This window comes from Brevundimonas sp. CEF1, assembly GCF_051353055.1.
GTDB lineage: Bacteria > Pseudomonadota > Alphaproteobacteria > Caulobacterales > Caulobacteraceae > Brevundimonas.
Genome location: NZ_CP195593.1, coordinates 3,299,513 through 3,324,987 on the forward strand (window position 1 = coordinate 3,299,513; position 25,475 = coordinate 3,324,987).

Consider the following 25,475-nt stretch of genomic DNA (forward strand, 5'->3'; position numbering starts at 1 on the left):
CGGACGCCTGGGCCGCGTAGGTCTTTTTCTGCGAGATGCGAAACTCCACTCCCCGGCATTCCCAACGTCAAATATAGGCCCGCTCCGGTTCGCCGGGGCGGGCTTTTCTGCGCTCAGTTCAGAGATTGGCTGCCGTCGGCGGTGGCTGCCATCTCCATTCTGATGCCCTCGGCCATCGCTGCGACGGCTTGCTCCAGGTCGGCAGGGTTCTTGTGGGGATAAGCGCGAGGAGCGGCTTCCATGAAGGCCGACAGGAACAGCTCGACGACCTGATTGTCATCGAGGTCTGCCCACGTCAGATCCCGCTCTTGCATCCGCCGCTCGAGGATGATGCCGGTTGTCCGCAGGGCAGTTCCGAGCGGGCCTTTCAGCTCCTCGACAAAGGCTTCCAGGTCTTCGAGGGTCCGTTCGTCTCGCTTCATGACCAGAGCCTCTCACGGGCTTGGCGGTTCGCCAAATGGTGCGCTGCTCAGGCCGGAGGTGTTAAACCGCTATCAGGCCCCGGTCTTTCCGCGCTGGCGGGGGCCGGAGACAGGCTTACCTTGGGCGCCGATGAGAAAAAATGCTTTAGGGTCAGCTTTAGGGTCGGAAGACTAGAAATCCCATTGCACGTTGTTTTCATTTACGAAAATGGGCCGCCCTGGTGGAGCCGAGGGGAGTCGAACCCCTGACCTCGTCATTGCGAACGACGCGCTCTACCAACTGAGCTACGGCCCCGACCGACAGGCAGGGGCGGAGATAAGCGGGGCGGCGGGGGGGTGTCAACGGGTCGCGGAGGAATCCTTGGCGTTCCCGAAAGGCCCCGCTAGAAACAGGTCTGCATTCAAGGGAATTGGTTCATGGGCATCGGCGCCGGCGTCATCGGCTTCATCTTCTTCGTGCTGGGCGCGCTGCTGCAGCTGCTGCTGTTCGCCATCATCGCCAATGCGATCCTCAGCTGGCTGTTCGCCTTCGACGTCATCAACTACCGCAACCGCTTCGTGGCTCAGGTGGCTGAGTTCCTGGATCGCTTCACCAGCCCGATCCTGGCGCCGCTGCGCCGCGTGATCCCGCCGCTGGGCGGCATCGACCTGACGCCGATCGTGGCCCTGCTGATCATCCAGGGCGTGCAGGGCTATCTGCTGCCGCCGCTGCACGTCGCGGCGCTGGGCCTCGTCGGCGCCTACTGAGGCGAAACGTTGAGGCGAGGACACGGCGGTCAGGAATCTTAATCCGGCCGCATTCCGCCCCTTGCGCGCGGCGGGCGGGCTCCTAAGGTGCCCGCGACGGGTCCCGACGGGACCGCAGAATGCGCGTATTTATGACTACGATCAGGACAGTCGCCATTATCGGCGCCGGGCAAATGGGTTCGGGCATCGCTCAGGCGGTGGCCTCCGGCGGCTATGAGGTGCGGCTCTACGACCTGTCGGCCGAGCGGATTCCCCTGGCCCTCGGCGAGATCGCGGCCAGCCTGGCGCGCCGCGCGGCGCGCGGCCTGACGACCCCGGCCGAAGCCGACGCCGCCCTGACCCGCATTCAGCCCGTCGCCTCGCTGGCCGAGGCGGCCAAGGCCGATCTGGTGATCGAGGCCGCGTCCGAGGACGAGGCCGTCAAGAAGGCGGTCTTCGTCGATCTTCTGCCGCACCTGGGCCCGGCCACCCTGCTGGCGTCCAACACCTCGTCCATTTCGATCACCCGCCTGGCCTCGGTCAGCGACCGGCCCGACCGCTTCATCGGCCTGCACTTCATGAAGCCGGCGCCGACGATGAAGCTGGTCGAGATCGTGCGCGGCATCGCCACCTCGGCCGCCACCTACGAGGCCGCCGTCGCCTTCGCCGAGAGCCTGGGCAAGATCACCACCGAGTCCGAGGACTTCCCCGCCTTCATCGTCAACCGCATCCTGGTGCCGATGATGAACGAAGCCATCTATGTCCTGTACGAGGGCGTGGGCGACGTCACCTCGATCGATAAGGCGCTGAAGCTGGGCGCCAACCACCCGATGGGCCCGCTGGAGCTGGCCGACTTCATGGGTCTGGACGTGGTCCTGGCCATCATGAACGTGCTTTATGACGGCCTGGCCGACAGCAAGTACCGGCCCTGCCCGCTGCTGGTGAAGTATGTCGAGGCCGGCTGGCTGGGCAAGAAGAGCGGTCGCGGCTTCTATGACTATTCCGGCGCCGTGCCGGTCCCGACCCGCTGATGTCGCGTCTCGACCGGATCGAGGATCTGCCGGGCCTCAAGCGCGTGGCGCCGCAGCGTTCGACTCAAAGATTCGTGCTGGCCGCCCTGGCCGCCGCCGCCTGGCCGCCTCTGATCATCACCCTGATCGTCTGGCCGCCGGAAAACTGGGCCTCGGGCGTCGACACCGACTGGCGGCTGGTGCTGCTGGTGCTGGGCCTGATCGCCGCTCCCGCCGGCCTGTGGATGCTGCGCCAGACCCATGCGCGGGTCGGCCGCCCGTCGACGCGGCTGGGCGTGGTCTGCCGCTTCATGGTCTTTGGCGGTCTGCTGGCCGCCGCCGTCCAGACCCTGATCGCCGTGGTCATGTCTCTGCTGTCGGTGATCGCCTCGCAGAGCCTGGTTCAGGGCCTGGGCGCGCTGGAAACCACCCTGCTGATCTTCGGCGTCGCCGGCCTGCCCCTGGCGGTGCTGGTGGGCGTCAGCTACGCCCTGTGGGCGGGTCTTTGCGTGGCTTTCATCGCGTTTGCGCCCGCCCCCGTGGTCAAGAATCGCATGGGTTTGATGCCCAACGGCCAGCACTGACATTACCGCAATTTAAGGTGTCCCCGCCGCCTGCAGCCCGCAAGAGCGGTCTGCTCACTTGGGGAGGGCCGACGCCATGACCGACCAGACCATCCTCGCGGAGGGGCCTCGGCCCGTAGCCGCCGGCGCCCGCATCCAGACCCTGGACGTGCTGCGCGGGGTCGCCGTGCTAGGCATCCTGGCGGTCAACGCTGCGGCCTTCGCCCTGCCCATGGATGCGGCCATGGCGCCCGAGCAGTCGCCCTTCCCCCTGATCGGCGCCTCGGCCGTGGCCCACTGGACGGTCGAGGTCTTCTTCCATCAGAAGTTCGTCACCCTGTTTTCCATGCTGTTCGGCGTATCGATCTTTCTGGTCGGCGGCGAGCGCGGCGACAAGCCGCGCGGGCGGCTGCTGCGGCGGCGGCTGTTCTGGCTGGCCCTGTTCGGCCTGATCCACGGCGCCGCCTTCTGGTACGGCGACATCCTGCTGCTCTACGCCTGGTCCGGCCTGTTCGTCATGCTGATGCGCTCCATGTCGGCGCGCTCCCTGATCCTGTTCGGCGCTGCCGCCACCCTGGGGCTGGCGACCATGCAGGCCGCAACCCTGTGGATGACGGCCAACGGCCCCGCCGCCCTGACCGACGCCCTGAGCGACGAATCCCTGAGCCTGGCCGAGGGCGCCGTGTCCGCCAGCATCGCCGCCTATCGCAGCGGCTGGCCCGCCGGCCTGATCGAGAACCTCAAGGCCTGGGGCTTCCTGCAGAGCATGAGCTTGTTCGGCTACGTCTTCTCGACCGTGTCGCTGATGATGCTGGGCCTGGGCCTGTTCAAGGCCGGCTTCTTCCACGGCCGCATGCCGACCCACGTCTATCTGACCCTGATCGCGGTCGGCGGCGTCATTCTGGCGGTTCTGGGCCTGCTGGAATGGCGCGAGATCACGGCTGGACCGAGCATTCAGGCCACCGGCGGCTGGGCCAAGGTCGTGGCCTCCTATCCGATCTTCGTCACCCTGGCCTACGCCAGCGGCCTGATCCTGCTGACCACGCGCGGCCTGGGCATGGTGCGCCGGATCTTCGCCCCCGTCGGGCAGATGGCCTTCACCAACTACCTGAGCCAGACACTCATCATGACCAGCCTCTTCTCCATGCCCTGGGGACCGCGTCTGATGGGGCAGGTCGACTATCCGGGCCAGTGGGCCATCGTTGTTTCCATCTGGCTGCTGCAACTGATCTGGTCGCCGCTGTGGCTGAGCCGCTTCCGCATGGGGCCGCTGGAGTGGCTGTGGCGCCGCCTGAGCTATGGCCGCGACCTGCCCTTGCGACGTCCAGCCTGACGTTACAGTCTGAGCCGCAAGTTGCAGCCGGTCCGCCGATGGCTTAATCGCGCGGCATGACCGACGAAGCCCCCATCCGCCCCGAAGCCCGCTCGCCGCGCGGGTTCGCCGACCGTCGCGGCCGCGACCTGACCGCCGAGCGCCGCATCGTCGCGCGCGTGTCCGAGGTCTATGAGCGCTGGGGCTTCGAGCCGCTGGAGACCCCGGCGTTTGAATACGCCGACGCCCTGGGCAAGTTCCTGCCCGACGCCGACCGTCCCAATGAAGGCGTCTTCGCCATGCAGGACGACGCCGGTTCGGACGAGCCGGGTGAGTGGATGGCCCTGCGCTATGACCACACCGCCCCCCTGGCGCGTTTCGCCGCCCAGAACTGGGAGACCCTGCCCAAGCCCTTCCGCCGCTACGCCTATGGCCCGGTCTGGCGCAACGAGAAGCCCGGCCCCGGCCGCTTCCGTGAGTTCTGGCAGTGCGACGCCGACACCGTTGGTTCCGACCGGCCCGAGGCTGACGCCGAGATCATCGCCATGGCCTGCGAGGGCCTGCGCGCGGCCGGTCTGGGCGACGGCCAGTCGGTCATCCGCGTCTCCAACCGCAAGCTGTTCGACGGCCTGTTCGACGCCGGCGGCGTGACCGATGCGGTCCAGCGCCTGACCGCCCTGCGCGCCGTCGACAAATACGACCGCCTGGGTCTGGAGGGCGTCCGCGCCCTGCTGGGCGAGGGCCGTCTGGACGAGTCCGGCGACTACACCAAGGGCGCTCGCCTGCCCGCCGCCGTCATCGGCGCGGTCGAGGCCTTCCTTGTCTCCGCCGAGACCCCCGGCCTGACCCGTTCGGGCGTGCTGGACGCCGTAGCCAAGGCCGGCGCCGCCCTGGGCGCCGCGGGCGAAGCGGCCCTGGCTGAACTGTCGGCCATCGACCGCGCCCTGACCGCCATGCGCGTCGGCGAGGCCGAGGTGAAGTTCGACCCGACCATCGTGCGCGGGCTGGAATATTATACCGGCGCCGTGTTCGAGGCCGAGCTGCTGCTGGACACCAAGGACGACAAGGGCCGCGCCGTGCGCTTCGGCTCCATCGGCGGCGGCGGTCGCTATGACGATCTGGTGGCGCGCTTCACCGGACAATCCGTGCCCGCCACCGGCTTCTCGTTCGGCGTCTCGCGCCTGGCCTCGGCCCTGCGTGCGGCCGGTCGGGGCGCTGATGATGCGACGCGCGGTCCGGTCGTGGTCATCGTCTTCTCTGAGGACGACATGCAGCACTATCTCGACGCCGTGTCCGAACTGCGGGCCGCCGGCATCGCCGCCGAGCTCTACCTCGGTCGCGCCGGCATGAAGGCGCAGATGAAATACGCCGACCGTCGCGGCTCGCCCGCCGTGGTCATCCTGGGCGGCGACGAACTGGCCGCCGGCGAGGTGACCATCAAGGATCTGGACGCCGGACGCGCCCGCGCCGCCGCCATCGCCGACAACGAAGCCTGGAAGGCCGAGCGGCCCGGTCAGCAGAAGGTGGCCCGCAGCGAACTGGTGGCCGCCGTCCGCGCCATTATCGAATAAGCTTCGATAAAATCCACGTCGCAGACATGGGTTATCAACGTTTAGTCATAAATGGCTGCTTTTTGACGTTGGCATTGATTGACTTGGACCCGGCCTTCGCGTCATTTGGTCTCACTCAAGAGGCGCAGCGATCAAACGCAGCGACAACTTGAAGGCGTTTCGGGGAGGAAACGTCCGCTCCTTAGAGAGCGATAAAGCCCGCTGCGATGTATCCCCCGCAGCGGGCTTTTTCATGCCTGAAGTCTGGAACCGTGGCCTGCGCCGCTGGCGTTCGCGGCTTGTTATCGAAGCTTATTCGATAACAAAGCCCCATAGCGCCGTCATCCTCGGGCTTGACCCGAGGATCAGGCCATCAGCGTGCGCACGGCTGAATGCGCGAGCGCGCCACCTCGCTCGCCCCTCGGGTCAAGCCCGAGGGTGACGGCTAGTGCACGATCACTGCTGACACGACGCAAGCCAAGCATCGGCCATGAAAAAGGGCCGGAGCGTCGCCGCTCCGGCCCTCTTCGTTCGTCAGACCTGGCGCTTACCAGATGCGGACGCGGTCTTCCGGGGCGAGGTAGTATTTGTCGCCCGGCTTGACGCCGAAGGCTTCGTACCAGGCGTCGATGTTGCGCACCGGGCCGATCACCCGGAACTCGGCCGGGCTGTGCGGGTCGGTGGCGATCTGGTTCTTCAGCGCATCCTCGCGGTACTTCGACTGCCAGACCTGGGCCCAGCCGTAGAAGAAGCGCTGGTCGCCGGTCACGCCGTCGATCACCGGTGCGGGCTGGCCGTTCAGCGACAGGTGATAGGCCTCAAGACCGACCGCCGTGCCGGCGGCGTCGCCGATGTTTTCGCCCATGGTCAGGCCGCCTTGAACGTGGAAGCCCGGCAGCGGTTCGTAGGAGTCGTACTGCGCGCCCAGACGCGTGGTCAGGGCCTGGAAGTTGGCCTTGTCCTCGTCGGTCCACCAGTTGCGCAGCACGCCGTCGCCGTCGGACTTGGAGCCCTGATCGTCGAAGCCGTGGCCGATCTCGTGGCCGATCACGCCCCCGATGCCGCCGTAGTTGACGGCCGGGTCTGCATCCGGATCGAAGAAGGGCGGTTGCAAGATGGCCGCCGGGAAGACGATCTCGTTATTGGCCGAGTTGTAGTAGGCGTTGACCGTCTGGGGCGTCATGCCCCACTCGGCCTTGTCCACCGGCTGGTTCAGGCGGTTCAGCTGATAGTTCCACTGGAACTGACCCAGACGCTGGGTATTGCCGAACAGGTCGTCGGCGCGGACTTCCAGCGCCGTATAGTCGCGCCATTTGTCGGGGTAGCCGATCTTGACGGTGAACTTGCGCAGCTTCTCCTGAGCCGCCGCCTTGGTGTCCGTTCCCATCCAGGTCAGGTTGTCGATGCGGTGCGACAGGGCGGTGCGCAGGTTGGCGACCAGCTCTTCCATCTTGGCCTTGGATTCGGCCGGGAAGTATTCGGCGACATAGAGGCGACCGGCCGCCTCGCCCAGCGAACCTTCAGCGAAGCTGATGGCGCGCTTTTCGCGGCTGCGCTGCTCGGGCTGGCCCGACAGGTCGCGCGAACGGAACTCCCACTGTGCGTCCGAGAAACGCTTGGACAGGGTCGGGGCGGCGTCGTCGGTCGTGTGGAAGGCCTGCCAGGCTTGCAGGGTGTCGATCGGCGCCTCGGCGAAGATGGCTGCGATCTTGGGCATGGCCGTGTTCTGACGCACGATCAGGCGGTCGATCGAACCCAGACCGGCGGCGTTGAAATAGCCCGTCCAGTCAAAGCCCGGCGCCTCGGCGGCCAGAGTCTGGATGGTGTATTCGTTGTAGGTCTTGTCGCGGTTGCGGTTCTCGATCGGGGTCCAGTGGGCCTCGGCGATCCTGGTTTCCAGGGCGACGATGGCCGCGGCGTGACCGGCCGGATCAGCCCAGCCGATATTGGTCAACATCCGCTCGATATAGGCCTGATACTTCTCTTTCTTGTCCGCGAAGCGGGCGTCCAGATAGTAGTCGCGGTTCGGCAGGCCGATGCCCGATTGGCCGGTCGTGACAGCGTAGCGGGTCGGCTGCTTCTGATCGATGGTGATGCCGGTGCCGAAGAAGGACGAGCCGACGCGGCCTTGCGTCTGCCCCATGTAGGCGGCGATCTTCTCGTGCGTGTCGGCGGCGCGGATGGCGCTCAGGAAGGGCTGCAGCGGCTGGGCGTCCAGGGCCTCGATGCGCGCCTCGTCGATGTAGGAGCGATAGGCGTCGGCGATCTTGGCCTCGTCCGAACCGGCCTTCAGGTCGGTGCGCGCCACCAGCCCCTGGATCAGGGCCTTCATGCGGTTGTCCGACAGCTCGCGCAGCAGCGGGAAGGAGCCGTAGGAGGTGCGGTCCGACGGGATCTCCAGCTTGTCGAAGGCCGTGCCGTTGGCGTAGCGGAAGAAGCTGTCGCCCGGCGACACCGAGGTATCGCGACCCGACAGATCAAAACCCCAGGTTCCATACTTGGGCGCATCCGTGCCGACCCAACCCGCCGGCGCCGCGCCGCCTTCGGGGGCCGAGGCGCCGTGGAACAGCTCCACCACCGTGCAGCTCTCGTCCAGGCAGGCATGGTCGTGACCGTCGTGTGCAGCGGCCACGCCGGCCGGCAGAAGCAGGGCGCCGACAGCGGCCCCGATCAGCAGTTTCTTCATAAGCTATTCCCTCGACTAACCCGTGCTCAGGTTCGGCGCGAACCCTAGTCCCGCCTTGAGCGCGGCTGCGTCTTAAAAAAAGTTCATGAAAGACGCGAGGGCTATCGCCAGATCGTGATCGCCTGCGTCACAGTGGCCGCCACGGAGGATTCATGGGCCAGGGACACGGCGGCGAGTATCGGGACCTGGTGGTCTTTCTGGCGGCGGCCGGGGTGGTGGTGCCCCTGTTCAACCGGCTCAAGATCAGCCCCGTGCTGGGCTTTCTGGCGGCCGGGGTCCTGCTGGGCCCCGACGGCCTGGGCCGGTTCGCCCAATCGTCCGGCTGGCTCAGCTGGCTGACCATCGGCGACCAGGCCCAGATTCGCCAGCTGTCCGAACTGGGCGTCGCCTTCCTGCTGTTCATGATCGGTCTGGAGCTGTCGTGGGAACGGCTTAAGGCCATGCGGCGGCTGGTCTTCGGCCTTGGCATGCTGCAGATCGCCCTGTGCGCCGTCGTCATCGCCGTCGTCTTCATGGCCCTGGGCCAACCGCTGGCCGGGGCTGCGGTTCTGGGCATGGGCCTGGCCCTGTCCTCGACCGCCGTGGTCATGCCGGTTCTGGCGGCTCAGGGACGGATCAACAGCGAGACCGGGCGGGCCACCTTCGCCGTCCTGCTGGCCCAGGACGTGGCCGTCGCCCCCATCCTGATCACCGTCACCGTCCTGGCGACCCTGGCTCAGAGCGGACCCTCCGTCGACCCCGCCGAACTGGGACGCGCCCTCTTCACCCTGGCGCCGGCGGCGGGCGGCCTCTTCCTGATGGTGCTGCTGGGGCGCCTGGTCCTGCGCCCCATGTTCCGCTCGGTCGCGCGCGCTCAGCACCGGGGCGAAGGTCGCGAGCTGTTCGTCGCCGCCTCGCTTCTGGTGGTCGTCGCCGCCGGTCTCGCCGCCCAGGCGGTCGGCCTGTCGATGAGCCTGGGCGCCCTGGTGGCCGGGGTCCTGCTGGCCGAGACGGAGTTCCGCCGCGAGGTCGAGGTCGCCATCGACCCGTTCAAGGGGCTTCTGCTGGGCGTCTTCTTCATCGGCGTCGGCATCAGCCTGGATCTGGACGCGGTGGCGGCCGACCCGGCCACCGTTCTGGGTCTGGCCGGCGGCCTGATTCTGCTGAAGGCCCTGATCATCTTCGTCATCGTCCGCGCCTGGGGGCTGGCGGCCCGCTCGGCCATCGAAACCGCCCTCATCCTCGGCCCGGCCGGCGAGTTCGCCTTCGTCATCCTGTCCACCGGACTGGTCGAGGGCCTGGCGACGCCGGAGCTGACGCACAAGGCCATGCTGGCCGCCACCCTCAGCATGTTCGCCGTCCCTCTGCTGGCCGTCCTGGCGCGTGTCGTGACCCAGCGAGCCGCGCCGGTCGCCGGGCCCGAGGTCGAGGGCCTGTCGCCCGACACCGCCGTCCTCGGCCCCGACGGGGCCGTGCTGGTCGTCGGCTTCGGCCGGGTCGGGCGGCTGGTGGGCGAACTTCTGGCCGAGCACGGTCAGCGCTTCATCGCCCTGGACGCCGACCCCGCTTCGGTCCGTTCCGGCCGCGCCGACGGTCATGAGGTCTATTACGGCGACGCCGCCCGGCCCGACATGCTCACCGCCTGCGGCCTGGAATCGGCCCGCGCCCTGATCGTCACCATGGACAGCCCGACCAAGGTCGATGATGTGGTCAAGGCCGCGCGCGCCCTGCGCCCCGACCTGATCCTGATCGCCCGCGCTCGCGACGACCGCCACGCGGCCCGCCTCTACGCCCTGGGCGTCACCGACGCCGTGCCCGAAACCACCGAGGCCAGCCTGCAGCTGGCGGAGAACACCCTGGTCGATCTCGGCGTGCCCATGGGCCTGGTCCTGGCCTCGATCCACGAACGGCGCGACGGCTTCCGCAGAACCTTCCAAGCGGCCGCGCCGGACGGTCGCGGCGCCCGCCCGGCGCGCGCTTTCCGCACCGCCCGATCCGCCGCCTCACCACAGACCACGGATACGCGATCTACGTAATAACCCTTATGTTTATTGACCTTAAGGTCAAGCTTGAGCAAGATTCACCATCAGGTCATGACCCATTTTGGTCATTGTTCGGTGATGAAAGTTCGACCTCCCCCCGCGGACGTCGGTTGTCGTCCGGTGCGAGTTTTATGCCGAGGCGGCGTGAAACTGGCCCGACGAGACCGTCGTCCTTCATGACCGGCAGGCGTTAAGCCCTTCCCGAGCCAGAGTATTTAACTGATGCGTGAGACCACCCTGTCCGCCCCCGAGGCCGCCGAAACCGAAGCCCCGGCCCGGATGAACCGCCGTCAGGCCGCCAAGATCCGCACCCGTCAGAAGGTGCTGGACGCCGCGCGCGCCCTCTTCGCCGAGCGCGGATACGACGCCGCCACCATCCGCGACATCGCCAAGGGCGCCGGAATGTCGACCGGCGCCGTCTTCGCCAACTTCCAGGACAAGGCCGAGCTGTTCGAGTGCGTCTTCGCCGAGGAAATGGCCGGCCTGCTGCAGGACATCCAGACCGCCGCCGGTCATGAGGGTCGCGTCGCCGAGCGTCTGGCCGAGGGCCTGACCGCCGGCTACCACCGCTCGCTGGAACACCTGCCGCTGATGCAGGCCATGATCGCCCGCTCGTGGTTCCAACCCGAGGCCGCCGACGAACGCTCGCGCACCTTCGTCAAGCCGATCATCGAGGCGATCATCGCCGTGCTGCAGGCCGGCATTCGCGACGGCGAACTGCGTCAGGACCTGGACCAGATGGTCCTGGGCCGGATGATCTGGGACACCTTCATCGCCAACTTCCGCTACGCCGCCTATGACAACTGGGGCATTGAGGAACTGACGCCGCACATCCGCAAGCAACTGGACCTGATCCTGTCCAGCCAGCTGGCGCGGCAGTAAGCATCAGGGCCTACGCCCCTGACCGCTGAACAAGAAGGCCTCTCCCCAACGCGGTGAGAGGCCTTTTTCTTGGCTTCAGACTCTGAACCGGCTGATCGTGGCCGGCTCTGCGATCAGCTCTTCCAACGCAGGACCACTTCCTTGATGGGGTTGAGGAAGGCGCGGCCCTCGGCCCGGCTCTTGCTCCATTCCCGCTTCAACTGCTGATACCACTTGGCCTGCTTGTCGGCGTCGTCGATCCAGATCAGGGCGGGATCGTATTTCAGCCCCTCGTTCTGCAGGTTCACCATGCCGCCGTCCTGCTTCAGGAAGGCGACCACGCCCATCCGCAGGAAGGGCTTGGCCACATTGAACACCCAGTGATCGGACCAGAAGATCTGGGTGATGCGGGTCTTGGTCTCCGTCACCGGCGTCAGGCAGGTCAGGGCCAGCACCTGCTTGGCGCCCACCTGGATATGCTCCCAGCGATAGCCCGGCAGGCGGAAGGTGATCTCGGTCGCCGGGGCGCCGCCCAGGATCTTGTAGAGGCGGCTGTTCGATGACGGGGCGTGGCGCACCATGGCCCAGCCATAGTCGCGCGGGGCGAAGGTCTTGGCCTTCTCGTGCATCGAATGCTCGGAGCGCCACCACCACTGCTGGTGGACGAAGGGTCCGTGCGCCGGGTCCATCAGGCCGACGACGGCGTGGTCGATATGGCTGTCGAAATCCATGGCCTCGACCAGCTTGGCCTCGCCCTCGGCGCCGGGGAAGAGCGGCGGCTCATGGTCCGGCTCGGACGGGTTGCGCGCGTCCGACGCCATCCAGACGAAGACCAGACCCTGGCTCTCGCGCACCGGATAGGAGCGCACACGTATGCGATTGGCCTCGAAGGCCTGATCCTCGACCAGGGACGGAATGGCGGCGCAGACGCCGTCAGGGCGGAAGCGCCAGCCGTGATAGGGGCACTCGATCGTCTCGCCCTCGCCCGGCTTCTCGACCAGACGCCCGGCCGACAGCGGCGCGGCGCGGTGCGGACAGATGTCGCGCATGGCGTAGACCTCGCCCGCGCGCGTCCGGCCGACCAGGACCGGCTCGTCCATCACCTCATAGCGCTTCAGGCTGGCCACCGGCACGTCGCGCGCCAGGGCCACGAAATACCAGGCGTCGCGCACGAAGCCCTTGCCGAAGGCGGTGGGCGGCGCCTTCGCTTCGGGAACGGTCGCGGGAGTGGAAGCAGCGTCAGCAGTCATGGCCGCTATCTAGCAGCAGGGGGCGCCGGTCGTCCAAAGCCCATTCCCTTCCTCGCTCGATGAATTAATCTGGGTCAAATTCTTCGGGGAGAAGACGCCATGATCCGCACCGCCTCCGTCCTTGCTTCCGGGGCCGCCGCCCTGTTGTTGGCCGCCGCACAGCCCGTCTTGGCCCAGGACGGCCACGTCAACCACGCCGCTCACGACCATGCGCACGCCGCCTTCGCCTCGGACCGCATCCATGTCGCCGTCGAGGGTCAGGGGCCGGACGTCATCTTCATCCCCGGCCTCAGCTCCTCGCCCGCCGTCTGGCAAGGAACGGTCGATCACCTGAACGGCGCCTACCGCGTTCACCGCATCCATGTTCAGGGCTTCGCCGGCGCCCCGGCCGAGGGCAATGCAAGCGGACCTGTCGCCGCCCCGGTGGCCGAGGAGATCGCCCGCTACATCCGCGAGCAGGGCCTGAACAAGCCGGCCGTCGTCGGCCATTCCATGGGCGGGACCATGGGCATGATGCTGGCCGCGCGGCATCCCGACCTGGTCGGCAAGCTGATGGTCGTGGACATGATCCCCTTCATGGGCGCCATGTTCGGCCCGCCCGGAACCACGGCGGAAAGCGTCATCCCCGTCGCCGATCAGGTCTTCACTGCCCAGTCGACCGCGCCGCGCGATCAATACCTGACCCAGGCCAAGGCCGCCGTCACCGCCATGATCAGGACCGAAGCCGCCCGCACCGGCCCGCTGCACGACACGGAAACCAGCGACCAGCAGGTCTCGGCCGCCGCCTTCCGCGAACTGATCGTCACCGACCTGCGCCCGGAGCTGGGCAAGATCACCGCCCCGACCGAGGTCCTCTACGTCAAGTTTAACGACCCGCGCATGACCGACGCCATCACCGACGCCATCTATCAGATGTCGTTCGCGACCCTGCCGGGGGCGAAACTGAAGCGCATCGACGACAGCGCCCACTTCATCATGCTGGACCAACCGACGGCCTTCTACGGCGACCTGGACGCCTTCCTGGCGCGATGAGCCATCCGGCCGCGGATCGGATCATCGGCCTCTATCAGGACAAGGCCGCAGACTGGATTCGCGACCGGGGCGCCGCCCTGCGCCAGCACGAGGGCGACTGGGACGAAGTCGCCTGGCTCGACCGCTTCACGGCGGGCTGGCCGCCCGGCGCCCGCGTGCTGGACGTCGGCTGCGGTTCGGGCTGGCCCATGGGCGGCGCCCTGCTGGCGCGCGGCTTCAAGGTCGTCGGCCTGGACGCCTCGCCCGCTCTGATCACCCACGCCCGCGAGACCCTGCCCTCAGGCGACTGGCGCCTCGGCGACATGCGCCAGGCCGTGCCGGAGGGTCGCTTCCATGGCGTTCTGGCCTGGCACAGCCTGTTCCACCTGACGCCCGAGGCTCAGACGCATGTCCTGCCTGCCCTCGCCGCCCGCGTAGCCGAGGACGGACGCCTGATGTTCACCGCCGGTCCCGCGCATGGCGAGGCGATCGGCGAATGGCGCGGCGAGCCCCTCTATCACGGCAGCCTGGCTCCCGAGGCCTATCGCGTCCTGCTGACCGAGGCCGGACTGACGGTCGCAAACGCCGGCGATCAGGGCGTCTGGCTGGCCCGACGCGCCATTCTTTCGGCGAAATAGGCGCTCACGCTCATGTGAACTCAAGCGGGGCGTTTTCTGCGGCCACGTGACCGGCTAGGGTCGCGTCGCTGGCAAGAGGGACTTTCATGGCGCGTAGAGACGGCGGACCGGACCGCAACGACCAGGGCGGCGGCCCGAACGGCAGAACCAAGCCGCGTCGATCCTTCCTCGGCAACCTCCTCTATTGGGGCGCGGTCCTGGCCGTCTGGGGCCTGATCTTCGCCGTCGTCTTCTTCGCCGTCTTCGCGCGCGACCTGCCCGACACCTCGACCCTCTATGACGTCGATCGCCAACCCTCGATCACCTATCTGGACCGCTCCGGCGCCCTGATCGCGGTGCGCGGCACCCAGATGGCGCCCCCGGTCGATCTGGACGCCCTGCCCGACTATGTCCCGGCCGCCTTCATCGCCATCGAGGACCGGCGCTTCTATCACCACCCCGGTTTCGACCCCATCGGCATGAGCCGGGCCATGGCCTTGAACCTCAAGGCCGGGCGCGTGGTCCAGGGCGGTTCGACCATCACCCAGCAACTGGCCAAGAACCTGTTCCTGACGCCGGACCAGAACCTGAAGCGCAAGGTTCAGGAGCTGATGCTGGCCGTCTGGCTGGAGATGAAGTTCACCAAGAAGGAAATCCTCGCCCTCTATCTGAACCGGGTCTACTTCGGCGCCGGCGCCTATGGCATCGAGGCGGCTTCACAGCGCTATTTCGACAAGAGCGCCGACAAGCTGACGGTGGGCGAATCCGCCCTGCTGGCCGGCCTGCTGAAGGCCCCCTCGCGCTATTCGCCCGTGTCAGAGAGCGAACGCGCCGCCACCCGCGCCAATGTCGTGCTCAACGAAATGGTCGACGTCGGCGCCATCACCCCGGCCCAGCGCGACGCCGCCGTGGCCCAGCCCGTCCGTGTCTCGCGCACCCTGGCCAGCCAGCACGCCCAGTATTTCATCGACTGGCTGGACAAGCAGATCCGCGGCCTGGTCGGCGAACCAACCGAGGACATGGTGGTCGAGACCACCCTGGACCTGACCTTGCAGACCGACGCCGAGCGCGCCGTGCGCCGCATCCTGGACCGCGACAAGGGCCGGGGCGTCGAACAGGCGGCCCTGGTCGCCCTGGACGGCGAAGGCCGGGTGCGCGCCATGATCGGCGGCGGCTCCTACGCCGACAGCCAGTTCAACCGCGCCACCGACGCCCGCCGTCAGGCCGGCTCGGCGTGGAAGCCCTTCGTCTATCTGGCGGCGGTCGAGGCCGGCTACACCCCGACCACGCCGGTCGTGGACCAACCCGTCACCATCGGCGGATGGTCGCCAAAGAACTATTCCGGGCGTTTCTCCGGCCAGATGACCCTGGCCCAGGCCGTGGCCCAGTCGACCAATACGGTGGCCGCCTACGTCGCCGACCAGGTCGGTCGCGACAGCGTGGCCCGCGCCGCGCGTCGCCTCGGCATCACCAGCGAGATCGGCCTGCAACCGTCGATGGCCCTGGGCGCCGTCGAAGTCAGCCCGCTGGAGATGGCCCAGGCCTATGACGCCTTCGCCAACGGCGGCAAGCGGGTCGAAGCCTATGGCATCAGCCGCATTCGCACCCCCTCGGGCCGCGTCATCTACAACCACGGCACGGGCGAAAACGGCCAGACCATCAACAACCCCTCGCTCTATTACATGAACCAGATGCTGCGCGGGGTGATCACCTCGGGCAGCGGCCGTTCGGCGGCCATCGGCGGGCGCGACATCGCCGGCAAGACCGGCACCACCTCGGACTACAAGGACGCCTGGTTCGTCGGCTACACCGGCGGCTTCGTCGCCGCCGTCTGGGTCGGCAAGGACGACAACAAGGCCATGCGCGGCGTGACCGGCGGCTCCTCGCCGGCCGCCATGTGGCGTGGCTTCATGGAGGCCGCCCTGCCCAAGCTGGCGGTCCAGACCATCCCCAACGGCCCGCCCCTGCCCGAAGGCTGGGTCGCGCCCGACCCCGTCGGCGACATGATGGGCCAGGTCGAGGACCCCTACGCCCAGCCCGCAGACGGCCTGTCCGGCCCGGCGGTCGTGGACGGCCAGCCGATCCCGACGCCCGTCCCCCTGCCCAACGACCAACCGATCATCCGCCCGACCTCGCCCCAGCCGGCCGCCAAGGAGGCTCCGCGCGCCGAGAAAAAGGCCGACGCCGACTTCTTCTAGGATAAGGCGGTCGCAGACCCTGTCGTCGGCTAGGGGCGGCTAGTTGACGATACAGCCCAAACCCAGGATCGGCTTGACGGAAAGCATCCGGTCCACTTCGTATTCGGACTTCCAAAGCCCCAGATGACCGCCTCCGAATGGGGTAAGATGCTTCCGACCCACAAAGCGCACCTCAAAGGCGTCCAACGGCCACACGCCATCTCGGCTACGATATGTTCCTGTGCTCGGAAGCGGATGCTCGTGTCGCGCTGCCGGGACAGCTTCGGCCAGCCCGTAGTTCAGCCAGCCCGCGCTATCGCGATTGCGATACAGGTCGCATTCGCGCCCCGGCAGTCGCTACTCGAAAAACTCTGAACCCTCGAACATATAGAGCCAGGTGCCTTCGATGACGCGGGTGCGCTCCGCATACCGCCAGGCACCGACCGCTACCGCCGCCGCCAAACCCGCTGCCAGGACCGCTGCTCTCACCCACATGCTTTATCTTTGCAGCGAGCGGCCACACCGGCAACCGATCAAAAATCGACGTTAGATATAGATAGACGACAGGTCGATCAGACGATCGCTTTACCGCCCCACGGCGTGCAGGGCCGCGCCGTGGTCGCGCAGCCATTGGCGGAAGGGTCGATGGTCGCCGACCAGCCGATGCACCACCGCCCAATAGGCCGGGCTGTGGTCGGCGTGGACCAGGTGGGCGACCTCGTGCGCGGCCAGATAGTCGGCCACCTCGGCCGGAGCCATGATCACCCGCCAGGAATAGCGGATCGAGCGGTTATGCGGGCTGCACGAGCCCCAGCGCGAGCGGGTGTCGACGATGGACACCCTGACCGGCTTCTGGCCCAGTGACTTCAGATGAACCTCGGTGCGGGCCGTCAAAAACTCGCGCGCCGCCCGCTTGAACCAGTTCTCGACCCGGCGCGAGAAGGCCTCGCCCTCGCCGCCCGAGCGGATCACCGGCCCGTCCGGCGTCTCGACCAGACGCGCCGCGCCCGCCCCGCCCACGGCCTCCAGCCGCACGCTTCGTCCCAGCCAGGACACCTCGCCGCCCGGCGCCAGAGGCGTTCCCGCCACCCGTGCGGCCAGTCGGTCAGCGATCCAGTCCGACTTGGTGCGGGCGAAGGCCACGACCTCGCCCAGCCGGCGTTCAGACGGCGCCACGGCCACGGCCTCGCCGGCGCGGGCGTCGATGCGGATCGACAGCCTTCGTGCACGCGGGTTCACCGACAGGCGAAGAGCGCCCCCGCCCTCAAGCGGCAGCCGCTGACCGTTCCGATACTGCACTCAAGGACTCGTTCTGGGCGATGAAGTCGCGCACCCGCGGATAGATCTCGTCGCGGAAGCGGCGGCCGTTGAAGACCCCGTAATGCCCCACGCCCGGCTGGACGTATAGCAGGCGGCGATCGTCGGGAAGATTGGGCGTCAGGCCATGGGCGGCCTGGGTTTGACCCACGCCGGAGATGTCGTCCTTCTCGCCCTCGACCGTGGCCAGACCGATGTCGGTGATGGCCGACAGGTCCACCGTCTTGCCGTGATGTTCCAACAGGCCGCGCGCCAGCAGATGCTGCTGGAAGACGATGTCGATGGTCTGGAGATAGAACTCCTCGGTCAGGTCCAGCACCGACAGATATTCGTCGTAAAACTGCTCGTGCTTCTCGACCCCGTCGCCGTCGCCATCGACCAGGCTCTCAAAATAGCGGCGGTGGGCGTCGATGTGCTTGTCCTCGTTCATCGACATGAAGCTGTAGAGCTGGACGAAGCCCGGATAGACCCTTCGTCCAAAGCCCGGATAGGGCCAAGGCACGGTGTGGATCATGTTCGACTTGAACCAGGTGAACGGCTTTTCCTCGGCCAGCTGGTTGGTCACCGTCGGCGACAGGCGGGCGTCGATGGGCGAGCCCATAAAGGTCATGGAGGCGGGCCGATTGGGGTCGTTCTCGGCCGCCATGACGGCGCAGGCCGCCAGCACCGGCGGCCCCGGCTGACAGACGCCGACGACGTGGGCGCGCGGGCCGATGGCCGTCAGCATGGCCCGAACGTGGTCGATGTAGTCGTAGAAGTCGAAGCGGCCTTCCAGCACCGGCACCTGGCGGGCGTTCTCCCAGTCGGCGACATAGACGTCGTGGTCTTGAAGGAAACCCTCGACCGTGCCGCGCAGCAGGGTGGCGTAGTGGCCCGACAAGGGGGCGACGATCAGGACGGCGGGCGCCGCCGTCGCCTTCCCAGCCCGCTTGAGGTCCCCGAGGTGGCGCGCGAACCGCACCAGCCGGCACCAAGGCGAGGACCAGACGACCTGCTCGGTCGTGCGCACCGCATGACCGTCGATGTCCAGAGTCTCCAGACCCCAGGCGGGCTTGCCGTAGCGGCGCGTCAGGCTCTCGAACACCTCGGCCGAGGCATAGGCCGTGCGACCGATGGCCGTGTCAGAGGCCGGGTTGAAGGGCGACGTCCAGAACTGGCGGGCCATCTGGGCCCCGATCCGAAACGGCGTCGCCGAATGATAGGCGAGCTCGTGAAATGCGTAGAGCATGAAACCCCGACTGCGGCCCCCGCCGATGCGGCAGTGCAGCATATAACGCATTCCAACGCAAAACAGACCAAGGTCGGGCCTGATCAGGGAAAGGTGATCAGCCGCGCTCCATGGCGTTCTCGATCAGCTTGGCGGTGCGATCCGGCCCCAGGTCGTGGGCCACGGCGCTGCGGAACTGGCCGTCCGGCCCCATCAGATAGACGGTCAGGCTGTGGTTCATCGTATAGCCCTCGCCCTCGCCGACCTTCTGGTAGAAGGCGCGGTATTCCTTGGCGACCCGGGCCGTCTGCTCCGGCGTGCCGGTCAGGCCGATGACACCCGTGGGGAAGCCGTCCGACGACAGATAGTCCTTCAGCAGTTGCGGCGTGTCGCGCTCGGGGTCGATGCTGATGAAGACGATCTGCAGGTCCTTGGCCTTGTCGCCCATACGTTCCTGCACCGCGTTCAGCACGCCGAGCGTCGTCGGGCAGTAGTCGGGGCAGTAGGTGAAGCCGAAGAAGACCAGGGTCCACTTGTCCTTCAGGATCGACTGATCGACCACCTGTCCGTCCTGGTTGGTCAGGGTGAAGGGGCCGCCGACGGCGGGCTGGCCCGTGCCGCTCTCCGCCACCTGCGCGGACTGTTCGCGTCCCTTGACCACGACCATGGTGATCAGGCCCAAGGCCAGGGCGATGACCGTACAGGCGGCGGCGAACAGAATGACGGGGCGACGCGGCATCGGCTTCTCCTGCGACGGCGAGGATGCAGCCGTCAGCTTGGCGGTCTATAGAAGAGGCGTGAGCAGCACAGAAGCCCCCTCCCTGTCGCAGGCTGTAAAGGCCGCCGCCGGCTCCTCCGGTTCGATGGAGGCCCTGCGCGAGCGTCCCCGGCGCGGGCGCGGCCTGTCGCTACGGACCCTGATCGTGCTGCGCTGGCTGGCCGTCGTCGGTCAGACCTGCGCCATCCTGACCGCCTATTTCGCCCTGCACTTCCCCCTGCCCCTGTGGGAATGCCTGGCGACCATCGGGGCCGGGGTGGTGATGAACCTGGCCGCCATGGCCCGCGCCCGGCGTATCGACGGCAGCCTGCCCAACGGCCCGCAGACGGCGGCCCAGTTGGGCTTCGACATCCTGCAGCTGGCCACGCTCCTGGCCCTGACCGGCGGGCTGGACAATCCCTTCTGCCTGCTGCTGGTCGCGCCGGTGACCATAGCCGCCGCCTCCCTGCCCTCGCGTCAGGCTCTGGTCCTGGGGGTCATGGCCCTGATCGCCCTGGCCGTCCTCTTCTCCTGGTCCCTGCCCTTGCCGTGGCGGCTGCACGAGCATCTGGTCCTGCCGCCCCTCTATCGCTTCGGCATGGGGCTAGCCCTAGCCACCGGCGTCCTGTTCACCTCGGGCTATGCCTGGAAGGTCGCCGCCGACGCCGAGAAGCTGGAGCTGGCCCTCGCCACCACCCAGGACGTGCTGCAACGCGAACAGAGGCTGGCGGCGCTGGGCGGTCTGGCCGCCGCCGCCGCGCATGAGCTGGGCACCCCGCTGGCGACCATTCAGGTGGTGGCCAAGGAGCTGCTGCGCGCCTCGCCGCCCGACAGCCCCGTGGCCGAGGACGCCGCCCTGATGCTGCAACAGGCCGAGCGCTGCCGCGACATCCTGAAACAGCTGTCGGCCCAGCCCGAGGAAGGCGACGCCCTCTACGCCGACGTCGACCTCAAGGCCCTGCTGGAAGAGGTGGTCGAGCCGCACCGGGGCTTTGACCTGGACTTCCTGACGGCGGTGAAGGCCCCGCCCGGTCAGCCCCTGCCGCGCGTTCACCGCCTGCCCGAGGTCATCCACGGCCTGTCCACCCTGATCGAGAACGCCGCCGACTTCGCCAACAGCCGGGTGCGCGTCACCGCCATCGTCGACGCCGGCTGGATCGAGATCGACATCCTGGACGACGGCCCCGGCTTCGCCTCGGAGATCCTGCCGCGTCTGGGCGAGCCCTATGTCACCAGCCGGCCTCAGGCCAAGGCGCGTCGGGCGCTGGCGGCCCAGATCGCCGCCGCCTCGGACGCTCCGCGCAAGACCGGCCGCAAGGCCGCCGCGCCGCCGCCGGTCACCGCCCCTATCGCCCCCAGCCAGGGCGGCATGGGCCTGGGCTTCTTCATCGCCCGCACCCTGCTGGAACGCAGCGGCGGCAAGGTCTCGGTCGGCGCCGGCGACGGCGAGAAAGGCCAGCCCAGGGGCGCCCGCGTCACCGTCCGCTGGCCGCGACAGGCCCTGGAAGTCGCCGATCCCGCCCTTGAAACCGCCAAGGTCTAGGTGGAACCTGATGTCGCAGCCGGGAGCTAAAACCTTGACCATGCGGCTGAGACGCACGACCTGAGCCTCAGGAGAACCGAATGTCCGAACTCGAAGCCCGCATCGCCACCCTGGCCGACAAGACCCTGCTGCTGCTGGACGACGACGCGGCCCTGCGCACCCGCATGGGTCGAGCGCTGGAAGCGCGCGGTTTCGACGTCACCCTGGCCGGTTCCGTGGCCGAGGCCAGCGACGCCCTGCGCGTCTCGGTCCCCGCCTTCGCCGTGCTGGACATGCGGCTGGAGGACGGCAACGGCCTGAAGGTGGTCGAGGCCATCCGCGAGCGGCGCGAGGACGCCCGCATCGTCATGCTGACCGGATACGGCGCCATCGCCACCGCCGTCGCGGCGGTCAAGGCCGGCGCCGTCGACTATATGCAAAAGCCCGCCGACGCCGACGACGTGGTCAAGGCCCTGCTCTCGGTCGGCGAAGCCCCCGAGCCGCCGGAAAACCCGATGAGCGCCGACCGGGTGCGCTGGGAGCATATCCAGCGCGTCTATGAGCTGTGCGACCACAATGTCTCGGAAACCGCCCGTCGCCTGGGCATGCATCGTCGCACCCTGCAGCGCATCCTGGCCAAGCGCGCCCCTCGATAAGAGACCCTCTGGCGCCTGGCGGATCAGTCCGCCGGCATCCGCCCGTAGTTGACCGCGATGCGGCCGATCAGACCCTTGACGATCAGGTCGACCGGCGTGCCCTCGCGATAGTCGCCCTCGGCGACGAAGTTGACGCGATCTTCCGAGATCAGGCGGTGGATCTTGTTGTGGTCGCGCGGGGTGTTGTCGGGGTCGTAGACGGCGATGGAGAAGCCGCCCTTGGTGTGCATCATCTTCATGGTCGGGACGTCGGTGTCGCCGTCGCCGAGGAAGATCATCCGGTCAAACGGGATGGGGCGTTCCTCGTCAGGGATGAAGCGGTTGATGCGTTCGTCGTCCCAGTGGTTGTGCACGCCCTTGTTGATGCGGAACAGGTACTGGGTCTTGGTGGTGTAGTTGACGCCGACGGCGGGCCAGACGGCGACCTCCTTGTCGTCATAGGCGTACTTCGAGGCGAAGACGTGGGTGAAGGCCTCGGCGATGGGGCAGCCCTGGATCATCTCCTCCAGGCCCGCCGAGATGATGTAGTGCTCGATCTCCAGGCCGTACTGGGCGCCGAATTCGTTCATCCGGTCGAACCAGGAACGGTCGCGCAGGCCTTCGAACAGAGCCACGTCGCGACCATGGTCCTGAAGCGTCTGGCGCGTCACCGGCGCGCCCTGCTCGCGGGCCGTCTGCAGCATCATCTGCATGTACATCAGGATGCCGTCGCCGTCGGAGGCGATGGTCCGGGGACGGACGGTTTCGTTCCAGAACTGGGCCGGCGTCATCCCGATCGAGGGGATGAAGCTGACCTCCTGCATATTGCCCCGCGCCAGGGTGCCGTCGAAATCATAGATGATGGCGGTCTTGAGCAGGGGGCGGGTCGTGTCGGCCATGGGGGCGTCCTAGAGGGCTTGGACAGGCCCTCTAGCACGACATGGGCGAAACATCAGCCCAGCAGCAGTTCCGGGGCCGCCGTGGGGGCCGTGGCCTCGACCGGCAGGTGCAGGATGAAGGCCGCGCCCTTGCCCGGTTCGGACTGGACCTCGGCCCAGCCGCCGTGCAGCTCGACCAGGGCCTTGACCAGGGCCAAGGCCACGCCCGGCCCGCCGCGCTCGCGTCGCACGAAGCGGTCGAAGACGTGGGCCTGCAGGTGATAGGGGATGCCCCGGCCGGTATCCTCGACGCGGATGCGGATCTCGCCCGATCCGACCTCGGCGGTCAGGGTCACGGCCCCGCCCTCGGACACGGCCCGGCAGGCGTTTTCCAGCAGATGATCGACGGCCTGACCGATGCGGCGGGCGTCGGCGCGGACCGGCTTCAGGCGGGCAGGGCAGGCGACGGTCAGGACCGCGCCCCGGCCCTCGACCTTGCCGCGCACCTTCTCCGCGCAGGCCTCCAGCAGGTCGCAGACGCGCATGTCGCCTAAGGTCAGCTCCATCTCGCCGGCGTCGATCTGGGCCATGTCCAGGACGTCGTCGATGGAGCGGGCCAGATGGCTGGCGGCGACGCGGATGGCCCCGGCGTGCTGGCGGCTGCGCTCGGGCAGGTCGCCCATGGCCTCCAGCAGCTCCGAATAGCCGACGATGGTGGTCAGGGGCGTGCGCAGCTCATAGGAGACGCTGCCGACGAACTCGCGCTTCAGGGCCTGGCTCTCGGCCAGGGCGGCTTCCTTGGCGGCCAGGGCCTGTTCCAGCTCGCGCCGGGCGGTGACGTCGGAGAAGGCGACCAGGGTGGCGCCGTCGGGCAGGGGCCGGGTCTGCCAGGCCACCACGCGGCCGTCGTCGGTGCGGGCCTCGCCCGAGATCGGCACGCGGCTTTCGGGATCGGGGTCGGCCACACGCGCCTTCAGCCCCAGCCACAGGGCGGCGTCGTCCAGAACCGGGCGGCACAGGGCGGCCACGGCGTCGAAATCCCCGGCCTCGGCCAGCTTCTCGGCCGAGACGCCCCAGAAGATCTCGAAGGCGTCGTTGTTGAGCCGCAGCCGGCCGTCCGAGCCAAAGACGGCGACGGCGTCGTTCAGCTTGTCCAGGGTCGCGGTCTGGACCTGGATCTGTGCGTTGTAGCGGCTGCGCAGCTGCAGCTCGTCGGTGATGTCCGAGAAGATCAGCAGGATGCCGCCCAGGGGGTGGGGCTGACGCACCACGCGCAGGGTGCGGCCGTCGGGCAGGGACCAGCTGTCGTCCGGCGCGGCCTGGGCGGCGCCGTAGAACTCCAGCTCCTGCGCCTTCCACCCGGCGTAGTCGATGACCTCGGGCAGCTGGCGCTTCTGGCGCAGGCGATCCAGCAGTTCGGCGTGGGTCGGGCGCTCGTCCAGCCAGGCCGGGTCGATGTTGAACAGCGACTGGAAGGCGGTGTTGTGGAAGGCCAGCCGCTTGGCCGGGCCGAAGATGGCGACGGCGTCCGCCAGGTGGTTCAGGGTCTCGTCATGGGCCTCGACGTGACGACGCAGGGTGTCGCGCGTCTCCTCGGCCTCGGTCATGTCGATGGCGAAGGCTATGACGGCGCCGCGCCCGCCCGCCAGGGGCTCGGCCAGGATGCGCCAGGCCTTGCGCCGACCGTCCGACGACACCCAGCGGAAGCCCTCCTGACGGGCGTTCAGGCGCGAGGCCTCGGCCACGATCAGGTCAGCCCCGCGATCGAAGCTGAGCCCCGCCTCATGCGCCTCGGCCAGGGTTTCGGCCTTGGTCTCGGTCAACCAGGCCTTATTGGCCCAGATCAGCTGCCCGGCGCCGTCAACCACCCAGGTCGGGGCCGGCGAAGCCTCGGTCAGGGCCCCCAGGCCGGCGTCGGCGGCGGTTTCGGCCCCGCCCAGCTTCGACAGGCGCAGCCAGGCCGAGCCGCCCAGGGCGCGGCCTTCGACCGTCCAGGCGCCGTCGGCGGATTCCAGCAGGGTCTCGAACGGCTCGCCGCGCTGGATCAGCCCCTCCATGTGCCCGGTGTGAGAGGCGTTCAGCGCCGCGACAATCGCCTCGGCCGCCGCCGCGCCTTCGCGACCGGGCGCGAGCACCGCCAGGGCCTCGGGCGCGCCGAACACCGACTGCGCCGCCCCCTCGGGCGTCAGGGCCAGCCGCACGTCGTCGAAGACGTTGAGGGCCCCCTCGCAGGCGGCGGCGTGGGCGCGCTCGCCGGACAGCCAGGTTTCGACCTCGGTCTCGCGCGCGCCCAGACGCTTGCGCAGCCGCCAGGCCCAGGCGCTGATCGCCAGCGCCAGCCCTGCCGCGCCCGCGGTGGCCACATAGGCGATGTCGGCCTCGGCCATGCCTTCCCCAAGAAACCCGTCTGTCGCCGGACCCGCGCCACACGGGCGTCGAACCGATTCGCGTTTACCATACCCTGATTGCAGCGATTGCGATGCGGCGAGACGACGGATTGCGGCGCGCGCGTCCCGAGGCGATATCGGAACCATGACCCAGACCCCGAACCCGGCGTGGAACGACCAGCCCGCCCCCTCGCTCGACGACTTCGCCCGCCTGGCCGAGGCCGCCTTCGCCGCCCTGCCCGAAGTGTTTCGCCAGGCGGCCGGCGAGGTGGTGATCCGCGTCGACGACTTCGCCGACGAGCAGACCCTGGCCGATCTGGAGATCGAGGACCCGTTCGAACTGACCGGCCTCTATTCCGGGGTCCACATCGGCGAGCGCGACGCCATGGGTCCGGCGGCCGAACCGTCGCGCATCTTCCTCTATCGCCGCCCGATCCTGGATGAATGGTGCGAGCGCGGCGACGTCGGTCTGGCCGAGATCATCGCCCACGTCCTGATCCACGAGATCGGCCACCACCTGGGCCTCGACGACGATCAGATCCATCACATCGAGGACGAGGACTGAG

Annotated in this window: 22 protein-coding genes and 1 tRNA gene; 13 read left to right on the forward strand and 10 right to left on the reverse strand. The window is 68.1% G+C overall.

The window, feature by feature from the left end:
• Nucleotides 1–113 precede the first annotated feature (113 nt).
• The gene (locus ACR9FL_RS16550) at nt 114–422 is read right to left on the reverse strand and encodes a hypothetical protein (protein WP_436356426.1); all 309 of its coding nucleotides are present in this window, start codon (nt 420–422) and stop codon (nt 114–116) included.
• 219 nt (nt 423–641) lie between these two features.
• A tRNA-Ala gene (locus ACR9FL_RS16555) sits at nt 642–717 on the reverse strand.
• Between the two features lie 122 nt (nt 718–839).
• Here ACR9FL_RS16555 and ACR9FL_RS16560 point away from each other — a divergent pair.
• The 5 genes from ACR9FL_RS16560 to hisS all read left to right on the forward strand — a co-directional run bounded on the left by ACR9FL_RS16560 (nt 840) and on the right by hisS (nt 5,604).
• Nucleotides 840–1,169, forward strand: a complete 330-nt coding sequence (locus tag ACR9FL_RS16560) for a YggT family protein (protein WP_296174226.1) — start codon at nt 840–842, stop codon at nt 1,167–1,169.
• Nucleotides 1,170–1,300: 131 nt separating this feature from the next.
• A complete protein-coding gene (locus ACR9FL_RS16565) occupies nt 1,301–2,179 on the forward strand; it encodes a 3-hydroxybutyryl-CoA dehydrogenase (RefSeq protein ID WP_436356427.1) in 879 nt (292 codons plus the stop codon).
• Nucleotides 2,179–2,742, forward strand: coding sequence for a hypothetical protein (locus ACR9FL_RS16570; protein ID WP_296174228.1), 564 nt, complete (start codon nt 2,179–2,181; stop codon nt 2,740–2,742). The genes ACR9FL_RS16565 and ACR9FL_RS16570 overlap by 1 nt, the downstream gene beginning before the upstream one ends.
• A gap of 76 nt (nt 2,743–2,818) precedes the next feature.
• Nucleotides 2,819–4,054: a DUF418 domain-containing protein gene (locus ACR9FL_RS16575; protein ID WP_436356428.1), complete on the forward strand. Its 1,236-nt coding sequence runs from the start codon at nt 2,819–2,821 to the stop codon at nt 4,052–4,054.
• A 56-nt stretch (nt 4,055–4,110) separates the two neighbouring features.
• A complete protein-coding gene (hisS, locus tag ACR9FL_RS16580; RefSeq protein WP_436356429.1) occupies nt 4,111–5,604 on the forward strand; it encodes a histidine--tRNA ligase in 1,494 nt (497 codons plus the stop codon).
• A gap of 526 nt (nt 5,605–6,130) precedes the next feature.
• Here the strand turns inward: hisS and ACR9FL_RS16585 are convergent.
• On the reverse strand, nt 6,131–8,269 hold the full coding sequence (locus ACR9FL_RS16585; RefSeq protein WP_436356430.1) for a M13 family metallopeptidase: 2,139 nt from the start codon (nt 8,267–8,269) through the stop codon (nt 6,131–6,133).
• 152 nt (nt 8,270–8,421) lie between these two features.
• Here ACR9FL_RS16585 and ACR9FL_RS16590 point away from each other — a divergent pair, with 152 nt between their 5' ends.
• Nucleotides 8,422–10,284, forward strand: a complete 1,863-nt coding sequence (locus ACR9FL_RS16590; protein ID WP_436356431.1) for a cation:proton antiporter domain-containing protein — start codon at nt 8,422–8,424, stop codon at nt 10,282–10,284.
• 228 nt (nt 10,285–10,512) lie between these two features.
• Entirely contained in the window at nt 10,513–11,172 is a 660-nt protein-coding gene (locus ACR9FL_RS16595; protein WP_296174239.1) for a TetR/AcrR family transcriptional regulator, read from the forward strand.
• A 113-nt stretch (nt 11,173–11,285) separates the two neighbouring features.
• Here the strand turns inward: ACR9FL_RS16595 and ACR9FL_RS16600 are convergent, their stop codons facing one another.
• Nucleotides 11,286–12,401 carry a Rieske 2Fe-2S domain-containing protein gene (locus ACR9FL_RS16600; protein ID WP_436356432.1) on the reverse strand — a complete coding sequence of 372 codons (1,116 nt, stop codon included), beginning with the start codon at nt 12,399–12,401 and terminating at the stop codon, nt 11,286–11,288.
• A gap of 99 nt (nt 12,402–12,500) precedes the next feature.
• Here ACR9FL_RS16600 and ACR9FL_RS16605 point away from each other — a divergent pair, with 99 nt between their 5' ends.
• The 3 genes from ACR9FL_RS16605 to ACR9FL_RS16615 all read left to right on the forward strand — a co-directional run bounded on the left by ACR9FL_RS16605 (nt 12,501) and on the right by ACR9FL_RS16615 (nt 16,227).
• A complete protein-coding gene (locus ACR9FL_RS16605; protein ID WP_436356433.1) occupies nt 12,501–13,433 on the forward strand; it encodes an alpha/beta fold hydrolase in 933 nt (310 codons plus the stop codon).
• Nucleotides 13,430–14,050 carry a class I SAM-dependent methyltransferase gene (locus tag ACR9FL_RS16610; protein ID WP_436356434.1) on the forward strand — a complete coding sequence of 207 codons (621 nt, stop codon included), beginning with the start codon at nt 13,430–13,432 and terminating at the stop codon, nt 14,048–14,050. The genes ACR9FL_RS16605 and ACR9FL_RS16610 overlap by 4 nt, the downstream gene beginning before the upstream one ends.
• Before the next feature lie 86 nt (nt 14,051–14,136).
• On the forward strand, nt 14,137–16,227 hold the full coding sequence (locus ACR9FL_RS16615; RefSeq protein WP_436356435.1) for a PBP1A family penicillin-binding protein: 2,091 nt from the start codon (nt 14,137–14,139) through the stop codon (nt 16,225–16,227).
• A gap of 336 nt (nt 16,228–16,563) precedes the next feature.
• On the opposite strand, the gene ACR9FL_RS16620 is transcribed toward ACR9FL_RS16615, so the two are convergent.
• The 4 genes from ACR9FL_RS16620 to ACR9FL_RS16635 all read right to left on the reverse strand — a co-directional run bounded on the left by ACR9FL_RS16620 (nt 16,564) and on the right by ACR9FL_RS16635 (nt 19,469).
• Nucleotides 16,564–16,701: a hypothetical protein gene (locus ACR9FL_RS16620; RefSeq protein ID WP_436356436.1), complete on the reverse strand. Its 138-nt coding sequence runs from the start codon at nt 16,699–16,701 to the stop codon at nt 16,564–16,566.
• A 90-nt stretch (nt 16,702–16,791) separates the two neighbouring features.
• On the reverse strand, nt 16,792–17,505 hold the full coding sequence (locus ACR9FL_RS16625; protein ID WP_436356437.1) for a M48 family metallopeptidase: 714 nt from the start codon (nt 17,503–17,505) through the stop codon (nt 16,792–16,794).
• A complete protein-coding gene (locus ACR9FL_RS16630) occupies nt 17,471–18,751 on the reverse strand; it encodes a polyhydroxyalkanoate depolymerase (RefSeq protein ID WP_436358174.1) in 1,281 nt (426 codons plus the stop codon). The genes ACR9FL_RS16625 and ACR9FL_RS16630 overlap by 35 nt, the downstream gene beginning before the upstream one ends.
• Before the next feature lie 97 nt (nt 18,752–18,848).
• Nucleotides 18,849–19,469: an SCO family protein gene (locus ACR9FL_RS16635; RefSeq protein ID WP_436356438.1), complete on the reverse strand. Its 621-nt coding sequence runs from the start codon at nt 19,467–19,469 to the stop codon at nt 18,849–18,851.
• 58 nt (nt 19,470–19,527) lie between these two features.
• Between ACR9FL_RS16635 and ACR9FL_RS16640 the strand changes: the two genes are divergently transcribed.
• Both ACR9FL_RS16640 and ACR9FL_RS16645 read left to right on the forward strand, forming a co-directional pair.
• Nucleotides 19,528–21,030, forward strand: coding sequence for an ActS/PrrB/RegB family redox-sensitive histidine kinase (locus ACR9FL_RS16640; RefSeq protein ID WP_436356439.1), 1,503 nt, complete (start codon nt 19,528–19,530; stop codon nt 21,028–21,030).
• A gap of 80 nt (nt 21,031–21,110) precedes the next feature.
• Nucleotides 21,111–21,665, forward strand: a complete 555-nt coding sequence (locus ACR9FL_RS16645; RefSeq protein WP_296175720.1) for an ActR/PrrA/RegA family redox response regulator transcription factor — start codon at nt 21,111–21,113, stop codon at nt 21,663–21,665.
• Nucleotides 21,666–21,688: 23 nt separating this feature from the next.
• Here the strand turns inward: ACR9FL_RS16645 and ACR9FL_RS16650 are convergent, their stop codons facing one another.
• Nucleotides 21,689–22,543 (reverse strand): HAD family hydrolase, encoded by an 855-nt coding sequence (locus tag ACR9FL_RS16650; protein ID WP_436356440.1) that lies wholly within the window; start codon nt 22,541–22,543, stop codon nt 21,689–21,691.
• Between the two features lie 53 nt (nt 22,544–22,596).
• Entirely contained in the window at nt 22,597–24,909 is a 2,313-nt protein-coding gene (locus tag ACR9FL_RS16655) for an ATP-binding protein (RefSeq protein ID WP_436356441.1), read from the reverse strand.
• Between the two features lie 145 nt (nt 24,910–25,054).
• Between ACR9FL_RS16655 and ACR9FL_RS16660 the strand changes: the two genes are divergently transcribed.
• Entirely contained in the window at nt 25,055–25,474 is a 420-nt protein-coding gene (locus tag ACR9FL_RS16660) for a metallopeptidase family protein (RefSeq protein ID WP_436356442.1), read from the forward strand.
• Nucleotide 25,475: the final 1 nt, after the last annotated feature.

Coding starts and splice junctions, on each gene's coding strand:
- ACR9FL_RS16605 (WP_436356433.1), top strand. CDS start 12,501: ATGATCCGCACCGCCTCCGTCCTTGCTTCCGGGGCCGCCGCCCTGTTG.
- ACR9FL_RS16585 (WP_436356430.1), bottom strand. CDS start 8,269: ATGAAGAAACTGCTGATCGGGGCCGCTGTCGGCGCCCTGCTTCTGCCG.
- ACR9FL_RS16655 (WP_436356441.1), bottom strand. CDS start 24,909: ATGGCCGAGGCCGACATCGCCTATGTGGCCACCGCGGGCGCGGCAGGG.
- ACR9FL_RS16630 (WP_436358174.1), bottom strand. CDS start 18,751: ATGCTCTACGCATTTCACGAGCTCGCCTATCATTCGGCGACGCCGTTT.
- ACR9FL_RS16660 (WP_436356442.1), top strand. CDS start 25,055: ATGACCCAGACCCCGAACCCGGCGTGGAACGACCAGCCCGCCCCCTCG.
- ACR9FL_RS16610 (WP_436356434.1), top strand. CDS start 13,430: ATGAGCCATCCGGCCGCGGATCGGATCATCGGCCTCTATCAGGACAAG.
- ACR9FL_RS16650 (WP_436356440.1), bottom strand. CDS start 22,543: ATGGCCGACACGACCCGCCCCCTGCTCAAGACCGCCATCATCTATGAT.
- ACR9FL_RS16615 (WP_436356435.1), top strand. CDS start 14,137: ATGGCGCGTAGAGACGGCGGACCGGACCGCAACGACCAGGGCGGCGGC.
- ACR9FL_RS16590 (WP_436356431.1), top strand. CDS start 8,422: ATGGGCCAGGGACACGGCGGCGAGTATCGGGACCTGGTGGTCTTTCTG.
- ACR9FL_RS16635 (WP_436356438.1), bottom strand. CDS start 19,469: ATGCCGCGTCGCCCCGTCATTCTGTTCGCCGCCGCCTGTACGGTCATC.
- ACR9FL_RS16595 (WP_296174239.1), top strand. CDS start 10,513: ATGCGTGAGACCACCCTGTCCGCCCCCGAGGCCGCCGAAACCGAAGCC.
- ACR9FL_RS16575 (WP_436356428.1), top strand. CDS start 2,819: ATGACCGACCAGACCATCCTCGCGGAGGGGCCTCGGCCCGTAGCCGCC.
- ACR9FL_RS16550 (WP_436356426.1), bottom strand. CDS start 422: ATGAAGCGAGACGAACGGACCCTCGAAGACCTGGAAGCCTTTGTCGAG.
- ACR9FL_RS16570 (WP_296174228.1), top strand. CDS start 2,179: ATGTCGCGTCTCGACCGGATCGAGGATCTGCCGGGCCTCAAGCGCGTG.
- ACR9FL_RS16620 (WP_436356436.1), bottom strand. CDS start 16,701: ATGTGGGTGAGAGCAGCGGTCCTGGCAGCGGGTTTGGCGGCGGCGGTA.
- ACR9FL_RS16645 (WP_296175720.1), top strand. CDS start 21,111: ATGTCCGAACTCGAAGCCCGCATCGCCACCCTGGCCGACAAGACCCTG.
- ACR9FL_RS16560 (WP_296174226.1), top strand. CDS start 840: ATGGGCATCGGCGCCGGCGTCATCGGCTTCATCTTCTTCGTGCTGGGC.
- ACR9FL_RS16565 (WP_436356427.1), top strand. CDS start 1,301: ATGACTACGATCAGGACAGTCGCCATTATCGGCGCCGGGCAAATGGGT.
- ACR9FL_RS16600 (WP_436356432.1), bottom strand. CDS start 12,401: ATGACTGCTGACGCTGCTTCCACTCCCGCGACCGTTCCCGAAGCGAAG.
- hisS (WP_436356429.1), top strand. CDS start 4,111: ATGACCGACGAAGCCCCCATCCGCCCCGAAGCCCGCTCGCCGCGCGGG.